Origin of the sequence: Pseudomonas sp. ML96, assembly GCF_000761545.1 — a bacterium.
In the GTDB taxonomy this organism is placed as follows: Bacteria; Pseudomonadota; Gammaproteobacteria; order Pseudomonadales; family Pseudomonadaceae; genus Aquipseudomonas.
The window spans coordinates 94,913-111,076 of the sequence record NZ_JPMY01000006.1 but is presented as its reverse complement, the minus strand read 5'-3'; the positions used below and the strand labels follow the sequence as shown (position 1 = coordinate 111,076).

Sequence of the window (16,164 nt, the reverse complement as noted above, 5' to 3'; positions counted from 1 at the left end):
AACCTCATCGCGATAATCAGGTCATTCCGCACGAGACTCGTTCCCCATGAGCATGAATAACCTGCTGCCGCTGATGGCCAGCTTCGTCCGCGTGGTGGAGTGCGGTAGCTTCTCCGCCGCCGCGCGCCAGCTGCATACCAGCGGCTCGGCGCTGAGCCGCCAGCTCGCTCAGCTGGAGGCCGCACTGGGCCTGCGCCTGCTGGAACGCACCACCAGACGCCTGCGCCTGACCGAGGCCGGTAGCGAGGTGTTCGAGCGTTGCCGCGAGATGCTCGGCGCCGCCGAGGCCGCCGTGGCGGTGGGCGAGCGACTGATGAGCGATGCCCGTGGCCAGGTGCGCCTGTCGGTACCCAAGGCCTTCGGCAAGTACCTGGTCGCACCGCTGATGGCGGATTTTCTGGCCAGGCATCCGGAGGTCGACGTCAGCCTCAACCTCAGCGACCGCAGCCCCGACCCGATCGCCGAGGGCTTCGACCTGATCATCCGCATCACCGAGCAGCCGCCGGAGCAGATGGCCGGCCGCCCCCTGTGCCAGGTCGAGCACCTGCTGTGCGCAACGCCCGAGTACCTGGCCGACCAGGGTACGCCGCAACACCCGCAGGACCTGGTACGCCATCGCTGCCTGTACCTGGACGAGCGCGCCGACGACCACCGCTGGCACTTCGCCAAGGACGGCGAGCAGTGCACGGTGGCCGTGCGCGGCCGTTTCGCCAGCAACCATAGCGAAGTGCGCCTCAACGGCGCGCTCAATCACCTGGGCATCGCCTGCCTGCCAAGCTTCACCGCCGCCGAGGCGCTGGCCGATGGCAGGCTGCTGCAAGTGCTCGGCGACTGGCGCTACACCGGCTACTACCACGGCACGGCCTGGGCGCTGTACCCGTCCAACCGCCACCTGCCACCCAAACTGCGCGCGCTGATCGACCACCTGGCGGCCGGCTTGGCCGGTTAGGAATTGTGCAGCACCCGCAGGGCCAGCTCTTCCAGCCAGGCCAGCTCGGCCGGCGGCCGACCGGGCACCTTGGCCGCCTCGTCCCAGCGGCGTAGGCGCAGGCTGTCGGCGAACAGCGGATCACGCTCGAAGGCAGCGGCCTGCGCCTCGCTCATCGGCCCGCCCTGCCAGCTCAGCGTCTGCAGGCTGGCCGCGCTGAGCGCCGCCAGGTAGCCCGCCTCGCGTCGGCACAGGTAGCGCTTGGCCTCGACATGCCGAGCCACCAGGCCGCTGAGCCGCGCGGAGAAACCCAGGCCGCGCAGCCAACGTGCACCAACCCGCTCGTGGCCCTGGCGACCGAGGCCGGCCATGCTGTTATGCGCCGCCAGTGGCACGCAGAAGTGGCCGACATCGTGGCAGAAGGCGGCAAGGATCAGTTCCTCGTCGGCGCCTTCGTCGCGCGCCAGTTCGGCGGCCTGGACCATGTGTTCGAGCTGGCTGACCGCCTCGCCGATGTAGTCGGCCTCGGCCTGCTGGCGGCACAGGGCAAACAACTCGGCCACCGCCAGCGCGGCACTCACGCCGGCAGCGCCACGGGCCAGTCGCCCTCGCCGAGCAGCGCGGCGATGGTGCGCTCGCCCAGGCCGAGGCCGACGCTCATGCCCAGGCCGGTGTGCATCAGCACCGCGGTCACGCCCTCGGCGGCGCGCAGCACGCTGAACGGGCCGGGGCCACGGGAGCCGTACACGCCCTGCCAGCGCTCCAGCACCTGCAGGCGGCCGCCCAGGGTGTGCTCGGCCAGTTCGATCAGCAGCTGGTCGACGTCCTCGGCATTGAACGGCGCGGCGTCGCTGCCGTAGTCGTGGGAGTCGCCGATGATCAGCTCGCCATAGGGCGTCGGGCTGACCAGCAGGTGGATGCCGTACTGCTCCAGCGCCGGGTAGTCGCGGCGGATCTCGGCCTGGATCGCCGCGGCTTCGGGCAGGTCGGCGAAGGCGCCGTAGTGCACGCAGCTGAGGCCGGTGAGCACCGCGTGCTGCAGGTCCAGCGGGCGCTCCAGGCGCGCGCGCAGCATCTGCAGGCGGCACACCGAAGGCTTCAGCGCGGCCATGGGTTCGGCCAGCAGGGTCTGGTAGTCGTGGCCGGAGCAGACCAGGATGTGCCGCGCGGTGAAGCGCCCGGCGGTGCTCAGCGCGCTGCCGGACTCGACATCGCGCACCAGGGTGGAGAAGTGGAACTCGACGCCGAGGTCGCGCAGGTAGTCGACGATCTGCGGCAGCGCCTCGCGCGAGTACAGCTGCTGGTCATCAAGCCCGTGCAGGGCGGCGCGGTGGTGGGCGAAGCGGCCGGCGTAGAGGCCGTCCAGGGCGGCGCCGCGCAGCAGTTCGACGCGGTAGCCGAGTTCACGCGCACGACCGGCGCAGAATGCTTCGAGCATGGCCTCCTCGGCCTCGGTGCGGGCGAATACCAGCGAGCCCTGCTGCTTCAGCGCCAGGCCAGCAGCCTTGCCCAGTTTGGCCCACAGGCCGTGAGCCTGGCGCGCCAGGTCGAGCATCGACCCCGGCGCCTGGCCGGTGACCAGGGCCTGGCCGAAGTTGCGGATGGAGGCGCCGAGCGGCGTGGCCGTGCGCTCGAAGACCTTGACCTTGAGGCCGCGCTTGACGCCGGCCCAGGCATGGGCGAGGCCGAGCATGCCGGCGCCGACGACCAGCAGGTCACAGTCGTGCTGACTCATGGGGAAACTCCTGAAAATTCTATGGATTGCTTGGCTCCCTCTCCCCCTGGGAGATGGATGGGGTGAGGGGCTGATAGGCGACTCGCAGCTGCCCGAAAACCCTCACCCCTACGCGGGCCGCCCCGCCCCCTCTCCCGTCGGGAGAGGGGTGGCGCGGGCTTACTGGGCGACCGGCTCGGACTTACCGTCGTAACGCTTGCGCCATTCGGCGAGGATCTTGTCGCGGTTCTCCGAGGCCCAGGCGAAGTCGTTCTTGATCAGGCGCTGCTCGTAGTCGGCCGGCAGTTCCTGGAACGGCTCGGCGATGCCCGGCTGGGCCAGTACGGCGAAGTTGGCCTTGTACAGGTCCATGGCCTCACGGCTGGCGGCGAAGTCGGCGAGCTTCTGCGCCGCTGCCAGTTGGTCGGTGCCTTTGACGATGCCGGTGGCCTCGATCTCCCAGCCCAGGCCTTCCTTGGGCAGCACGATGTCCAGCGGCGCGCCCTTGCGCTTGAGCTGCACGGCCGGGTACTCGAAGGAGATGCCGATGGGGAATTCGCCGGCGGCGGCCAGCTTGCATGGCTTGGAGCCGGAGTGGGTGTACTGGCCGATGTTGGCGTGCAGTTTGTCCATGTAGGCCCAGCCGCCATCTTCGCCGAAGGTCTGCAGCCAGGCGCTGACGTCCAGGTAGCCGGTGCCGGAGGACGCCGGGTTGGGCATGACGATCTTGTCCTTGTACACCGGGTTGGTCAGGTCTTCCCATTTGGTCGGCTTGGGCAGGCCCTGCTTCTCGGCCTCGATGGTGTTGAAGCAGATGGTCGCGGCCCACACGTCCATGCCGACCCAGGCCGGCGGGTTGGCGGCGTCACGGTAGTTGGCACCGATCTTGTCCAGGTTGGCCGGGGCGTAGGGCACCAGCATGTCCTGCTGCTTGAGGATGGCCAGGCTGGAACCGGCCAGGCCCCAGACCACGTCGGCCTGCGGGCGATCCTTCTCGGCCAGCAGCTTGGCGGTGACGATGCCGGTGGAGTCGCGCACCCACTTGATGCTGATGTCCGGGTTCTGCTTCTCGAACGCTTCCTGGTAGGGCTTGAGCTGCTCGACTTCCAGCGCGGTGTAGACAGTCAGCTCGGTGTTGGCCTGGGCCTGCAGGGCGCAGGCGGCGAGCAGGCCGGCGGCCATAGCGGTGCGTTTGAACATGGTGAAGCTCCTAGTGGTGAGGCTGTTGGCGTTGGTTGTCTGTTTCAGCAGGCCTGCGGGCTTTCGCCACGGGCCAAGCGTGCGTTGATGTGGTCGATCACCGCAGGCAGCTCGGCGATGGTGTCGATCAGGTAGTGCGGGCGGCTGCCGGCGAACAGGCCGTCGATGCGCGTGCGCTCGGCGGTGCGGCGTTCGGCCGGCAGCGCCTGGTACTCGTCCCAGGTCAGGCCCAAGAAGTTGCCGGAGAAGCGCAGGGCCACGGTCCACATGCCGGCGGCGCGGCCTTCGAGGATGCCCGGCTCGGTGTCGTCGACCTTGACGCAGGCGGCGACGTCGTCGAGGCCCAGGGCGATGACGTTGGCCAGCGCCTGGGCCGGGCTCGGCCGGCCCTTGGGCACCTCGTCGGTAGCGACCACGTGATCCGGGCTGTAGCCCTTGGCGGCGGCCAGCTCGACCACCTTGCCCATCACCGCCAGCGGGTAGCCGGAGCAGCTGCCGATGCGCAGGCCGCGCTCGCGCAGGGCGGCGATGGTTTCTAGCGCACCCGGGATCAGCGCCGAATGCTCGCCGACCTTGGCGATCTGCAGCGGCATGAAGCGCTCGTAGATGGCGGTGACGTCGGCGTCCGTCGGCGCGCGACCGAAGCGGCGCTGGTAGCGCTCGGCCACGGCCGGCTGATCGCAGAGGGTGCGGATGTGGTCCCACTTGCCCATGCCCATCGGGCCGCGCGCCTCGTCCAGGCTCAGCTCGATATCGAACTGGGCGAAGGCCTCGACGAAGATGCGCGTCGGCGCGAAGGAGCCGAAGTCGACCACGGTGCCGGCCCAGTCGAGGATGGCGGCGCTGAGGCGGGTGGGAGCTTGGTAGTGCATGGCAGGTCTCCGAGAGGGATCAGTGGCCGGGCGCCGCGCGCCAGGCCTGGGAGCGGCGCAGCAGGCCGCGCGAGGCCCCGGCCAGCAGCAGCGAGACAGCGGCGGAAGTGAGCAGGATCAGGGTGGACATGGCGGCGGCGCCGCCGACGTTGCCGGCGTCGTCCATGTTCAGCACGGCGATGGCGGCCAGCAGGCTGTCCGGGCTGTAGAGGAAGATCACCGCCGACACCGTGGTCATCGCCGAGACGAACAGGTAGCGGACGATGTCGAGCAGCGCCGGCAGGCAGATCGGCAGGGTCACGCGCAGGAAGTGACGCAGCAGCGGCACCTTCAGCGACAGCGCAGCGGCCTCGAACTCGCCATCGAGCTGGCGCAGGGCGGCGCTGGCGGTCATCTGCGCGGTGGTCAGGAAGTGCGCCACGGTGCAGATCACCAGCAGGGTCAGGCTGCCGTACAGGCCGTGCAGCGGGTTGGCCGGCAGGTTGAAGAAGAAGACGTAGCCGAGACCGAGGACCAGGCCGGGCACCGCCATGGGAATGAAGCACAGCAGGCGCAGCAGCTGGGTCAGCGGGCTCTGCCGGGTCTTTTCCAGCAGGTAGCTGCCGAGGAAGATCAGCACGCCGCCGAACAGCGCGCAGCAGGTCGCCAGCAGCAGGCTGTTGCGGTAGGCCAGCCAGCCGCCGGGCAGCTCGGAGAAGGCGTAGTTGTCCAGCGACAGCGACAGGTCGTACGGCCAGAACTTGACCAGCGACGAGTACACCGCCATGCCGAACACGCCGAGCAGGCAGGCGCTGACCAGCAGCACCAGCAGCAGGAAGGCGCCATCGCGGCCGCGGCTGGGCTGCGGGTGATAGACCTGCGCGCGGCCGCCCATGGCGTCGCGCTGGCGGCGGCGCAGCCAGAGGTCGACGGCGAAGCTGAGCAGCGCCGGCAGCAGCAGGAACAGGCCGATCAGCGCGCCGCGACCAAACTGCTGCTGGCCGACCACCGCCTTGTAGGCCTCCAAGGCCAGCACCTGGTAGTCGCCGCCAACCACCACCGGCACGCCGAAGTCGGTGACGCACAGGGTGAATACCAGGCAGGCGGCGGCGAACACGCCCTGGCGGCTGCCCGGCCAGGTGATGCTGCGGAATGCGCGCCAAGGCGAGGCACCCATACTCGAGGCAGCGTCGAACAGCCGCGCATCGGCCAGGGCCAGGGCGCTGAGCAGCACCATCAGCGCATGCGGGAAGGTGTAGATGACCTGGCCGAGAACAATGCCCCAGAAGCCGTAAACGTTGTCCGTCAGCAGGTGGCGCAGCACGCCCTGGTTGCCGAACAGGTAGATCAGCGCGATGCCCGGCAGCATCGACGGCGCCAGCAGCGGCAGCAGCGAGATGCCGCGCCACAACCCCTTGCCCGGCACACAGGTGCGCTGCAGGGCATAGGCGAAGGCATAGGCCAGCGGTACGACGATCAGTACCACGGCCAGGGCGCTCTTCAGGCTGTTGCCGAGCAGCCAGCGGAAGTTGGCGCTGGCCACCAGCTCGCGCGCAGCAAGCAGCCCGCCACCCTGCCCCGGATCGCCGGCCAGGCCGCGCCAGAGCATGGCCAGCAGCGGCAGCAGCACGCCGAGCAGGAGTAGCGCCAGCAGCAACCACTGGCCGCCACGCACGAACAGGCGGTCGGCCAGGTCGGCCGGCCAGCGCCGGGCGAGCGGCTGGGGTTTGTGCAGAACGGCGACCTGCTGCATCAGGCGAACACCTGCAGGCTACGCGGCGGCAGCGCCACCCAGATCTCGGCGCCACTCAGGCGCGGCATGGATTCCGGCGCCAGCTCGGCGAGCAGGGCATGGCCCGGCAGCGCGTCGAGTTCGAAGCTCAGGCGGCAGCGGTTGCCGAGGAAGGTGATCTCGCGCATCTGCGCCGGGAACAGGTTGTCCTCGTGCACCGGCGGGTTGATCACCACCGCCTCGGGGCGGCAGAACAGGCGGCCGCGCTCGGCGGGTTGGGCGCTGTGCAGGCGCAGGCTGAGATCACCGACGCGGGCGTGCTCGCCGTCACGCTCGAACGGCAGCCAGTTGCCCTGGCCGACGAACTCGGCGACGAAGGGCGTGGCCGGCGCGCGGTAGATGTCCTGGGGCGAGGCGTACTGCTCAACGCGGCCGTGGTTCATCACGGCGATGCGGTCGGCCATCAGCATGGCCTCGTCCTGGTTGTGGGTGACCATCAGGGTGGTGATGCCGAGCTGGCGCTGCAGAGCGCGCAGCTCGCCGCACAGATGCTCACGCACGCGGGCGTCGAGGGCCGACATCGGCTCGTCGAGCAGCAGCAGCGACGGGCTCGGCGCCAGGGCGCGGGCCAGCGCCACGCGCTGCTGCTGGCCGCCGGAGAGCTGCGCCGGGTATTTCTGCTCGCTGCCGGCCAGGCCGACCAGTTCGAGCATTTCGTTGACCCGTGCGCGGATCGCCTCGCGACCCTGGCCGGCCAGGCCGTAGGCGACGTTCTGCGCCACCGTCAGGTTGGGGAACAGCGCGTAGGACTGGAACAGGATGCCGTAGTCGCGCGCCTGCGGCGGCAGCTCGGAGACATCGCGCCCGGCGAAGCGGATGGCGCCGCCGTCCTGGCGTTCCAGGCCGGCGATGCAGCGCAGCAGGGTGGTCTTGCCACAGCCGGACGGGCCGAGCAGACAGACCAGCTCGCCGGCGGCGATGTCCAGCGACACGCCATCCAGCGCCTTGAAGGCGCCGAAGCCCTTGTGGATATCGCGCAGCTGCAGGTCGACGGTGGCCATGGCAGAACCTCGTTGTGAATCGAACGAGGCTCATGCTGCGCGCGCAGTGCTAAAGCTTTATGGCAGTTGGGCAAAAGCCGCCGATAGTGGCATCGGCGGATTTGGGTATGAAATTACTCGGCCTGCTCGCGGGCCAGGGCCAGGAAGGCCGCCGGCAGGCGTGCGCCGCGGCGCTCCTTGAGGCAGTAGAGGTATTCCGGGATCAGCGGCGCATCGTCCAGCTCGATCACCCGCAGCTCGGGGTTGTCCGGCACCTCATGGCGAGCGATCACGCTGACGCCGATATTGCGCAGCACCGCCTCGCGGATCGACTCGCGGCTGCCGATCTCCAGCAACGGGCCGGGGGCGACGCCGGCCTCGCGCAGCATCTGTTCGGTGAGCAGGCGCGTGGTCGAGCCGGCCTCGCGCATCAGCAGGCAGTGGCCGGCCAGCGCCGAGGCGTGCAGGCGCTTGTGCGCTGCCAGCGGGTGGCTGCTGTGCACGGCCAGCACCAGCGGGTCCTGGCCCAGCACCAGGCGGGTGAAACGCGCGTCCTGCTCCAGCTGCGAGGAGGCGGCGAGGTCGACGCGGTATTCCTCCAGCGCCTCGATCACCTGCTGCGAGTTGCCGATCTCCAGGGTCACCTGGATCTGCGGCAGGCGCTCGCGGAAGCGTTTGACCAGATCGAGCACGTAGTAGGGCGCAGTGGCGGCGATGCGCAGGCTGCCCTGCAGCTGGCCGCAGTTGCGCAGGAAGAACTCGATGTCGGCCTCCTGCTGCAGCAGTTGCTGCACCATCGGCAGCAGGCGCGCGCCCTCCTCGCTCAGGGTCAGGCGGCGGCCGCCACGGTAGAACAGCTCGACGCCGTACTGCGCCTCCAGGCTGCGGATCTGCGTGGTGACCGTGGGCTGGCTGAGGCCGAGCTTCTTCGCCGCCTGGGTGATGCTGCCCAGGCGGGCGACCATGTGAAAGGCCTTGAGCTCGGCCGCCAGCATGGCTTACACCGCGACCGGCGCGGCGATGTGCGGGTGGGCCTGGTAGTTCTGCAGCTCGAAGTCCTCGAATTTGAAGGCGAACAGGTCCTTCACCTCGGGATTCAGCTTCATGGTCGGCAGCGGCAGCGGCTCGCGGGTCAGCTGCAGGTCGGTCTGCTCGATGTGGTTGGCGTACAGGTGGCAGTCGCCGCCGGTCCACACGAAGTCACCCGGCTGCAGGCCGCAGACCTGGGCGATCATCAGGGTCAGCAGGGCGTAGCTGGCGATGTTGAAGGGCACGCCGAGGAAGATGTCGGCCGAGCGCTGGTACAGCTGGCAGCTCAGGCGGCCATCGGCGACGTAGAACTGGAACATGGTGTGGCATGGCGGCAGGGCCATCTCGTCGACCAGCGCCGGGTTCCAGGCGGAGACGATCAGGCGGCGCGAGTCCGGATTCTTCTTGATCATCGCGATCAGCTTGCTGATCTGGTCGATCGACTCGCCATTGGGCGCCGGCCAGCTGCGCCACTGGTAGCCGTACACCGGGCCGAGGTCGCCGTTCTCGTCGGCCCACTCGTCCCAGATGCGCACGCCGTTGTCCTTCAGGTACTTGATGTTGGTGTCGCCCTGGAGGAACCACAGCAGCTCGTGAATGATGGACTTCAGGTGGCACTTCTTGGTGGTCACTAGCGGGAAGCCGTCGGCCAGGTTGAAGCGCATCTGGTGGCCGAACACCGAGTAGGTGCCGGTGCCGGTACGGTCGCTCTTGAAGGTGCCGGTCTCGCGCACCAGGCGCATCAGGTCGAGGTACTGTTTCATTGCGCGGCTCCTTGAACGGCCTGGCGGCGGTAGGCGTAGATCATAAGGCCGAGGCCACCGAGAATCATCGGTACGCAGAGCACCTGGCCCATGGTCAGCCAGCCGCCGGCGAGGTAGCCGAGCTGGGCGTCCGGCACGCGGACGAACTCGACGATGAAACGGAAGATGCCGTAGCAGATGGCGAACAGGCCGGACACCGCCATGGTCGGGCGCGGTTTGCGCGAGTAGGCCCAGAGGATGACGAACAGGGCCACGCCTTCGAGGGCGAACTGGTACAGCTGCGACGGGTGGCGCGGGTCCGGCCCGCCATTGGGGAAGACCATGGCCCAAGGCACGTCGGTGACCTTGCCCCACAGCTCGGAGTTGATGAAGTTGCCGATGCGCCCGGCGCCCAGGCCGATCGGCACCAGCGGGGCGATAAAGTCCATCAGCTCGAAGAAGCTCTTGCCGTTGCGCCGGCCGAACAGCCAGGTGGCCAGCATCACGCCGATCAGGCCGCCATGGAAGGACATGCCGCCTTCCCAGACGCGGACGATCTTCAGCGGGTCGGCCACGTAGGCGGACAGGTCGTAGAACAGCGCATAACCCAGGCGGCCGCCGAGGATCACGCCCATGGCCACCCAGAACACCAGGTCGGAGAGCTTCTCCTTGCTCCAGCTGGCGTCGAAGTCCTTCAGCCGGCGGCTGGCGAGGAACCAGGCGCCGCCGATGCCGACCAGGTACATCAGGCCGTACCAGTGGATCTTCAGCGGGCCCAGGGCCAGGGCCACCGGGTCAATCTGCGGGTAAGTCAGCATTGCGACTCCTTAGAACCTGCTTACGATCTCGCGAGCTAGAGCCGGGCTAGGCAAAAACGGGCGAGGAAGCGGAGTTTACTAGTGGTAAATGAGCAATCCGAGCCTGTTTTTAACGACGCCTGGCCAACGCGCAGCAGATCGTAAACAGGTTCTAGATCAGGAAGCTGGTGCCCACGCAAAGCAGCAGCAGGGCGAACAGTCGTTTCAGTACGGTGGCCGGCAGGCGGTGCGCCAGGCGCGCGCCAATGCGGGCGAAGAACATGCTGGTGATGGCGATGCCGGCCAGCGCCGGCAGGTAGACGAAGCCCAGGCTCCACTGCGGCAGGTGCGCCTCGTTCCAGCCCAGGACCATGAAGCTCAGGGTACTGGCCACGGCGATCGGCAGGCCGCACGCCGAGGAGGTCGCTACCGCCTGCTGCATGGGCACGCTGCGCCAGGTCAGGAACGGCACGGTCAGCGAGCCACCGCCGATGCCGAAGATCGCCGAGGCCCAGCCGATCACCACGCCCGCGCCGGTCAGCCCGGGCTTGCCTGGGACAGCGCGACTGGCCTTGGGTTTCAGACCCAGGCCCATCTGGATGGCGATGATGATGGCGAACACGCCAATGATCTTCTGCAGCAGCGGGCCCTGGATGGCCGCCGCGGTCACCGAGCCGAGGGCGGCGCCGAGCAGGATGCCCAGCGCCATCCAGGTGAACACCGGCCACAGCACCGCACCCTTGCGCTGGTGCTCTAGCACCGAGTTGATCGAGGTGAAGATGATGGTGGCCAGCGAGGTGCCCACGGCCAGGTGGGTCAGCACCGTGGCGTCGAAGCCCTGGGCGGTGAAGCTGAACACCAGCACCGGCACGATGATGATGCCGCCACCGACGCCGAACAGCCCGGCCAGCACCCCGGCCGCCGCACCGAGCAGCAGATAGAGCAGGAATTCCATGCAGTCCCCCGAAAACGAAGCGGCATGGTAACGGATGACCACCCTGCCCTCCAGCCGAGGCGATGGACGCCCATTGCTTTGTTAGGGTCTGTTGCCGCTTCTGCGCAAGCCGCGTTGCAGCGAAAAATCGCGCCAGGCTAAGCGCGGGACGCAGGTAATGGCGATCCCTTGCCAAGTCCCGCAACAACGCATGGCGCAATTTTCCGCGCAACCCGCAGGGACGGGCCAGATTTTGCGCGGAACGTCGTTACTCGACGGCTCATTTGGATCACCAAACTTCGCGTCTCGCGCCTAGCTCCGCGCAAAATCTGGCTCCGTCGCGGTCGCGCAGAAGCGGCAACAGACCCTAAACTCCGGCTCACCTGACCACAGGCCCTATGGAGTCGCTATGTGCCTGATCGTCTTCGCCTGGCGCCCCGGCCACCCGCAGCCGCTAGTGCTGGCGGCCAACCGTGACGAGTTCTACGCCCGCAGCAGCCTGCCGCTGGGTGAGTGGGAAGAGTCGCCCGGCCTCTACGCCGGCCGCGACCTGCAGGCCGGCGGCACCTGGATGGGGGCAACGGCCGATGGCCGCTTCGCCGCCGTGACCAATATCCGCGACCCGCGCCAGGCCAAGGGCGCTTATTCGCGCGGCGAGTTGCCGCTGGACTTCCTGCGGGGCGAGCTGGACGGCGCGGCCTATCTGGAACGCCTGGCGCCACGCGCCGGCGACTACAGTGGCTTCAACCTGCTGCTCGGCGACCGCCACGCCCTGTACTTCCTCAACTCCGAGGCCGGCCAGGTGCGCCGCCTGCAGGCCGGGCTCTACGGCCTGTCCAACGCGGACCTGGACACGCCCTGGCCCAAGGTGCTGCGCGCCACCGCCGGTCTCGCCGGCTGCCTCGACGACCCGCAGCCCGAACGCCTGCTGCAGGTACTGCAGGACCACAGCCAGCCGCCGCGGGTACTGTTGCCGGACACCGGCATCGGCCTGGACTGGGAATTGCTGCTGTCCAGCGTGTTCATCGCCGGCCCCGGCTACGGCACCTGCGCCAGCAGCGCACTGATCCTGCACGGCGACGGCGGCCTGCAGCTCATGGAGCGGCGCTTCGACGAGCGCGGCCAGGCCAGCGGCGATGTGACTATCGCCCTGGCCGCGCACCGACCAAAAAGCGTGCGCTGAGGCCACCCAGGCGCCGCGCCAGCTCGCGCAGGCGTCGGCTGTCATCGTCCAGCGCTTCGGCATCCTCGGCACTCTGCTCGGCGACCTGCTGCACGCCGGTCAGGTGCTCGCTGACTTCGGCGCTGGCGGTGGCCTGCTGGTTGGTCGCCGCGGCGATCAGCTCGCTCATCTGGCTGATCGCCTCGATCTCGCCGACGATGGCCAGCAGCAGCTCGCCAGTGCGCCGGCTGTCCTCCACGCAGCGCACCACTCCGCTGTGGCTCTGCTGCATGGCGCCGGCGGCCTGACGGCTGCTCTGCTGCAGGCGGGCGATGATGTCCTGGATCTCGGCAGTGGAGGCCGCGGTCTTCTGCGCCAGGTTGCGCACCTCATCGGCGACCACGGCGAAACCGCGGCCCTGATCTCCGGCCCGCGCCGCCTCGATGGCCGCGTTGAGCGCCAGCAGGTTGGTCTGCTCGGCGATGGCGCGGATCACCTCCAGCACCCGGCCGATCTGCTGCGACTGCTCTGCCAGCGACTGCACCTCACGATCGGTGGCTTCGATGCGCTCGGCCAGGCGGCCGATCTCGGCACCGCTCTGTGCCACCGCCTCACGCCCCTCCGCGGCCTTGCCGGTGGCCGCCTGGGTGGCCAATGCAGCCTGCTGGGCATGGGCCGCCACCTCGTCGATGGCCGCGCTCATCTCCTGCATTGCGCCGGACATCTGCGAAATCTCGCCGAGTTGGCGGCTGGCGCCCTCGCGCATCTGCCGTGTGGCGCGGGCCAGGTTGTCGCCGGTGCCCGCCAGGCCCTCGGTGTCGGCCACCACCTCGCTGACCAGCTCGTCGAGCTGTTCGAGGAAGTGATTGAAGCGCCGCGCCACCGGCCCGCTGGCCGCGCTGCGGGTGCTCAGGTCGATGCTCTCCTCGCTCGCCGTCAGCGCCGCCGCCACTTGCATCAGCGCCTCGCCCTCCTGGGCCTCGGCATAGGCCTGGCGCGCCAGGTAGATGAGGATGGCGCTCTCCAGCACCACGTAGAAGGCATGTAGGAAGATCACCGGCCAGCTGCCGTTGGGCACCACGAACACGCCGGTATTCTGTTGCTGCAGGGCAAAGAACAGCAGGTGGTGCACGGCGATCACCGCGGCACCGACCACGATCGGCAGCCAGTCGCGGTAGTACACCAGGAAGGCCAGCAGGACGAAGATGCCGAAGTGGATCTCCAGCAGGCCGTGGGCCAGGTCGATGTGCAGCGCCGCCATCACCATGAACGCCACCGCCATGCAGCAGCGCATCAGGCGGCTGCCGCCGGCCACCCCGTTGAGCAGGCTCAGCGCCAGCACGCTGCCACCGCCGATCACCAGCGCCGGCAGCCAGCCGCCGTGCCAGGCGGCCAGGCCGAGGGCGTAGAGGAACATCAGCCAGAGCACGCCGAGCATGGTGCGGTCGGCGCGACGGTAATGCTGTTCGAGGGAAAACGAGGATTGCGTCATGGTGGCCATCTCGCCAGAAACGAAACGACCGGCCGTGTTCAACAGCCGATCAGCAGCCCCCAATGTGCTCAGTAAAGTTGTTGCGCCCAGCGCCGGCAAGCTGGGCGCCAGGCCACAGATCGGCCGGCTCTAGCGCTGCCAGTCGCAGAAGCAGCCGACCGCCAGATTGCTGTCCGCACGCACCTGCCGGCCGCTCACCAGGGCCTCGAGAATCGGCTCGATGAAGCTGTTGGCCGAGGTGCACAGAGCGCCCTCGCTGTAGGGGCCGAAGTAGGCCAGCTGGCCCTGCTGGTCCCAGATGGCCACCGCCGGGCTGGCCGGCAGGCCCTCGCTGCCGGGCAGTGCCGCCAGTGGCTGCAACGCCTGCAGGTTGTCCGGCAAGCGGCCCTCGCTGCCGGCGCGCTGCACCGCGTAGAACTGCACGCCGCGCGCGGCGAACTGCTGCACCAGCTCGCCGAGGTGCTGCTGGTTGCCGACGTTGCACGGGCAGGCCGGGTCCCAGAAATGCACCAGGCGGATCGGCCCGGGGCCGGCCAACTCTGCCGGCAGGCGCAGCTGGCTGCCGCTGAACAGCTCGGTGCGCTCCTCGAACGGACGGATGTAGCGAGCCTGGAACCACCAGAAGGCGGCCAGCATGGCGCCCAGCCAGAGAATGGCGATGAGGCTGGCGAGAATGGCTTTGCGACGGGGCGACATGATCGAAGGCACGCGGGGAAAGGCGCCTAGCTTGCCACGCCGGGCCCGACAGCTGAATATCGGCAATCCCCGTCACGCACCGAAGACACCATGACCGCCATGCCCCAGCCCCTGCCAGAGCCCTTCCAGCCCGAGCGTCTGCGCGCCGGCCTGCGACCCTTGGCCGCGGCCACCACGCCGCTGGCGGATGAGGCCCTGGCCTACCAGCGCTACTACGGCCTGGACCTGCCGCAGCACGGCAGCGCGCGCAGCCGCCTGGGGCGCTTCCAGTGCGACGGCCTGGACCTGGTGGCGCAGCTGTGGCTGCCGCCCGAGCCCAAGGCGACGCTGATTCTGCTGCACGGCTATTACGACCACATGGGCCTGTATCGCCACGTGATCGACTGGGCGCTGGGCGAGAACCTCGCCGTGCTGGCCTGCGACCTGCCCGGCCATGGCCTGTCCGCCGGGGCGCGCGCCAGCATCGACGACTTCTCCGCCTACCAGCGTACCCTGCAGTGCCTGTTCGCCGAGGCCGCCAGCCTCGACCTGCCGCAGCCCTGGCATCTCTGTGGTCAAAGCACCGGCGGCGCGATCCTGCTGGACTTCCTGCTGCTCGGCGAGAAACGCCCGGAGCCCGGCGCCACCATTCTCCTGGCGCCGCTGGTGCGACCACGGGCCTGGGGCCTGTCCAAGCTCAGCTATCACCTGATCGGGCCGTTCCGCAGCGAGATTCCGCGGCGCTTCTCGGCCAACTCCAGTGACGCCGAATTCCTCGACTTCCTGCAGAACCGCGATCCACTGCAGCCACGCAACCTGCCGACCGCCTGGGTCGGCGCCCTGGCCAAGTGGATTCCACGCATCGAGAAGGCCCCGCGCAGCACGCAGCGACCACTGGTGGTACAGGGCGAGGCGGACATGACGGTGGACTGGCGGCACAACCTGCAGGTGCTGCAGGCCAAGTTCGACCAGCCGGAGATCCTGCGCATCCCCGGCGCGCGGCATCACCTGGTCAACGAGAGCGAAGGCATTCGCCGCGAGTACTTCGCCTTCCTCAGTGAGCGCCTGCGCTAGGCGTCAGATGCCCTGCTGGGCAGGTTGAATGTTGTTGCTGCTCTCGCCGGCCGCCAGCGCCGCGCGCAGGGCCGCCAGCGCCGCCTGGTAGTAGGCCTTGCCGCCGGGTGACTCGGCGAAGGTGGCGAACTCCTCCAGCTCAGGGTCGGACAGCTCGCGATAGACGTGCAGCAGGGTGTTGTCGATATCACCCTCGATCTGCTGCTGCAGACGCTCGCGCTGGCTCTGCACCAGCATCTGTGCCTGCGCGCCACCGAACAGGCCGGGCACCATCGAGCTGAGGCTGTCGGCGGCGACACCGGCCAAGGCCAGGCTGACCTCGGCGCCGGCCTCGGTGGCCGGCAGGCCCTGGGCCAGGTGGCGGATCAGCAGACGTCGGGTCGCCTCGGCCTGTACCGGCGGCAGGCCGTTAGCGTGTTTGGCCAGTTGCTCGCGCGACGAGGCGGCGACTTCGGCAGCGACGACCTTGCGCCCCAGCGGCGAGTCGAAGAACTGCAGCGCCGGCTGCGGGTCGGCCAACTGCGTGCGCAGGGCGGCCTGGGCGCGCTGATCCATGGCGGTGGATTCGAAACGGCGGTTGCTGTTGTCCACCAGGGCTTGGAATACCGCCGGCGGCAGGCTGCTCTGGTAGCGCTGCTGGGCAGCCTTGAGGGCGTCGGCGAAATGCGCGCGTTGCTGCGGCCAGCCGGCGCTCTGGTAGAGCCGGGCGTGGTCGTCGGCGGAAACGGCGAAGCTGCACAGCAGCAGGAAGACGGCAAACACGACGCGCATGGGGTACTCCTGTAGGTCGCGG

At 68.9% G+C, this 16,164-nt stretch carries 16 protein-coding genes; 3 read left to right on the top strand and 13 right to left on the bottom strand.

Going from position 1 to position 16,164, the window contains the following annotated elements; genetic code table 11:
• Nucleotides 1–46 precede the first annotated feature (46 nt).
• Nucleotides 47–949 carry a LysR family transcriptional regulator gene (locus IP89_RS04520; protein WP_043307993.1) on the top strand — a complete coding sequence of 301 codons (903 nt, stop codon included), beginning with the start codon at nucleotides 47–49 and terminating at the stop codon, nucleotides 947–949.
• On the opposite strand, the gene IP89_RS04515 is transcribed toward IP89_RS04520, so the two are convergent.
• The 10 genes from IP89_RS04515 to IP89_RS04470 all read right to left on the bottom strand — a co-directional run bounded on the left by IP89_RS04515 (nucleotide 946) and on the right by IP89_RS04470 (nucleotide 10,989).
• Nucleotides 946–1,509, bottom strand: coding sequence for an HD domain-containing protein (locus IP89_RS04515; protein WP_043307992.1), 564 nt, complete (start codon nucleotides 1,507–1,509; stop codon nucleotides 946–948). The two genes, IP89_RS04520 and IP89_RS04515, sit on opposite strands and share 4 nt — an antisense overlap.
• Complete coding sequence (locus tag IP89_RS04510) at nucleotides 1,506–2,663, bottom strand: TIGR03364 family FAD-dependent oxidoreductase (protein WP_043307991.1); 1,158 nt, start codon at nucleotides 2,661–2,663, stop codon at nucleotides 1,506–1,508. The genes IP89_RS04515 and IP89_RS04510 overlap by 4 nt, the downstream gene beginning before the upstream one ends.
• A gap of 159 nt (nucleotides 2,664–2,822) precedes the next feature.
• A complete protein-coding gene (locus tag IP89_RS04505; protein WP_043307990.1) occupies nucleotides 2,823–3,842 on the bottom strand; it encodes a putative 2-aminoethylphosphonate ABC transporter substrate-binding protein in 1,020 nt (339 codons plus the stop codon).
• Between the two features lie 44 nt (nucleotides 3,843–3,886).
• On the bottom strand, nucleotides 3,887–4,714 hold the full coding sequence (phnX, locus tag IP89_RS04500; protein WP_043307989.1) for a phosphonoacetaldehyde hydrolase: 828 nt from the start codon (nucleotides 4,712–4,714) through the stop codon (nucleotides 3,887–3,889).
• Nucleotides 4,715–4,733: 19 nt separating this feature from the next.
• Nucleotides 4,734–6,446, bottom strand: coding sequence for a putative 2-aminoethylphosphonate ABC transporter permease subunit (locus tag IP89_RS04495; RefSeq protein ID WP_043307988.1), 1,713 nt, complete (start codon nucleotides 6,444–6,446; stop codon nucleotides 4,734–4,736).
• The gene (locus tag IP89_RS04490) at nucleotides 6,446–7,486 is read right to left on the bottom strand and encodes a putative 2-aminoethylphosphonate ABC transporter ATP-binding protein (RefSeq protein ID WP_043307987.1); all 1,041 of its coding nucleotides are present in this window, start codon (nucleotides 7,484–7,486) and stop codon (nucleotides 6,446–6,448) included. The genes IP89_RS04495 and IP89_RS04490 overlap by 1 nt, the downstream gene beginning before the upstream one ends.
• A 113-nt stretch (nucleotides 7,487–7,599) precedes the next feature.
• Nucleotides 7,600–8,460 carry a LysR family transcriptional regulator gene (locus IP89_RS04485; RefSeq protein WP_043307986.1) on the bottom strand — a complete coding sequence of 287 codons (861 nt, stop codon included), beginning with the start codon at nucleotides 8,458–8,460 and terminating at the stop codon, nucleotides 7,600–7,602.
• A 3-nt stretch (nucleotides 8,461–8,463) separates the two neighbouring features.
• On the bottom strand, nucleotides 8,464–9,258 hold the full coding sequence (locus IP89_RS04480) for a thymidylate synthase (RefSeq protein ID WP_043307985.1): 795 nt from the start codon (nucleotides 9,256–9,258) through the stop codon (nucleotides 8,464–8,466).
• Nucleotides 9,255–10,055 carry a prolipoprotein diacylglyceryl transferase gene (lgt, locus tag IP89_RS04475; RefSeq protein WP_043307984.1) on the bottom strand — a complete coding sequence of 267 codons (801 nt, stop codon included), beginning with the start codon at nucleotides 10,053–10,055 and terminating at the stop codon, nucleotides 9,255–9,257. The genes IP89_RS04480 and lgt overlap by 4 nt, the downstream gene beginning before the upstream one ends.
• Before the next feature lie 151 nt (nucleotides 10,056–10,206).
• Nucleotides 10,207–10,989, bottom strand: a complete 783-nt coding sequence (locus IP89_RS04470; protein ID WP_043308208.1) for a sulfite exporter TauE/SafE family protein — start codon at nucleotides 10,987–10,989, stop codon at nucleotides 10,207–10,209.
• A 388-nt stretch (nucleotides 10,990–11,377) separates the two neighbouring features.
• On the opposite strand from IP89_RS04470, the gene IP89_RS04465 reads away from it, so the two are divergent.
• Nucleotides 11,378–12,151, top strand: a complete 774-nt coding sequence (locus tag IP89_RS04465) for an NRDE family protein (protein WP_043307983.1) — start codon at nucleotides 11,378–11,380, stop codon at nucleotides 12,149–12,151.
• On the opposite strand, the gene IP89_RS04460 is transcribed toward IP89_RS04465, so the two are convergent.
• Both IP89_RS04460 and IP89_RS04455 read right to left on the bottom strand, forming a co-directional pair.
• Nucleotides 12,111–13,622: a methyl-accepting chemotaxis protein gene (locus IP89_RS04460; RefSeq protein WP_043308207.1), complete on the bottom strand. Its 1,512-nt coding sequence runs from the start codon at nucleotides 13,620–13,622 to the stop codon at nucleotides 12,111–12,113. The two genes, IP89_RS04465 and IP89_RS04460, sit on opposite strands and share 41 nt — an antisense overlap.
• 129 nt (nucleotides 13,623–13,751) lie before the next feature.
• Nucleotides 13,752–14,318, bottom strand: a complete 567-nt coding sequence (locus IP89_RS04455) for a DUF6436 domain-containing protein (protein ID WP_043307982.1) — start codon at nucleotides 14,316–14,318, stop codon at nucleotides 13,752–13,754.
• A gap of 111 nt (nucleotides 14,319–14,429) precedes the next feature.
• Here IP89_RS04455 and IP89_RS04450 point away from each other — a divergent pair, with 111 nt between their 5' ends.
• A complete protein-coding gene (locus IP89_RS04450) occupies nucleotides 14,430–15,371 on the top strand; it encodes an alpha/beta hydrolase (RefSeq protein WP_043308206.1) in 942 nt (313 codons plus the stop codon).
• 3 nt (nucleotides 15,372–15,374) lie between these two features.
• Here the strand turns inward: IP89_RS04450 and IP89_RS04445 are convergent, their stop codons facing one another.
• Nucleotides 15,375–16,142 (bottom strand): DUF2059 domain-containing protein, encoded by a 768-nt coding sequence (locus IP89_RS04445; protein WP_043307981.1) that lies wholly within the window; start codon nucleotides 16,140–16,142, stop codon nucleotides 15,375–15,377.
• Between the last annotated feature and the right edge of the window lie 22 nt (nucleotides 16,143–16,164).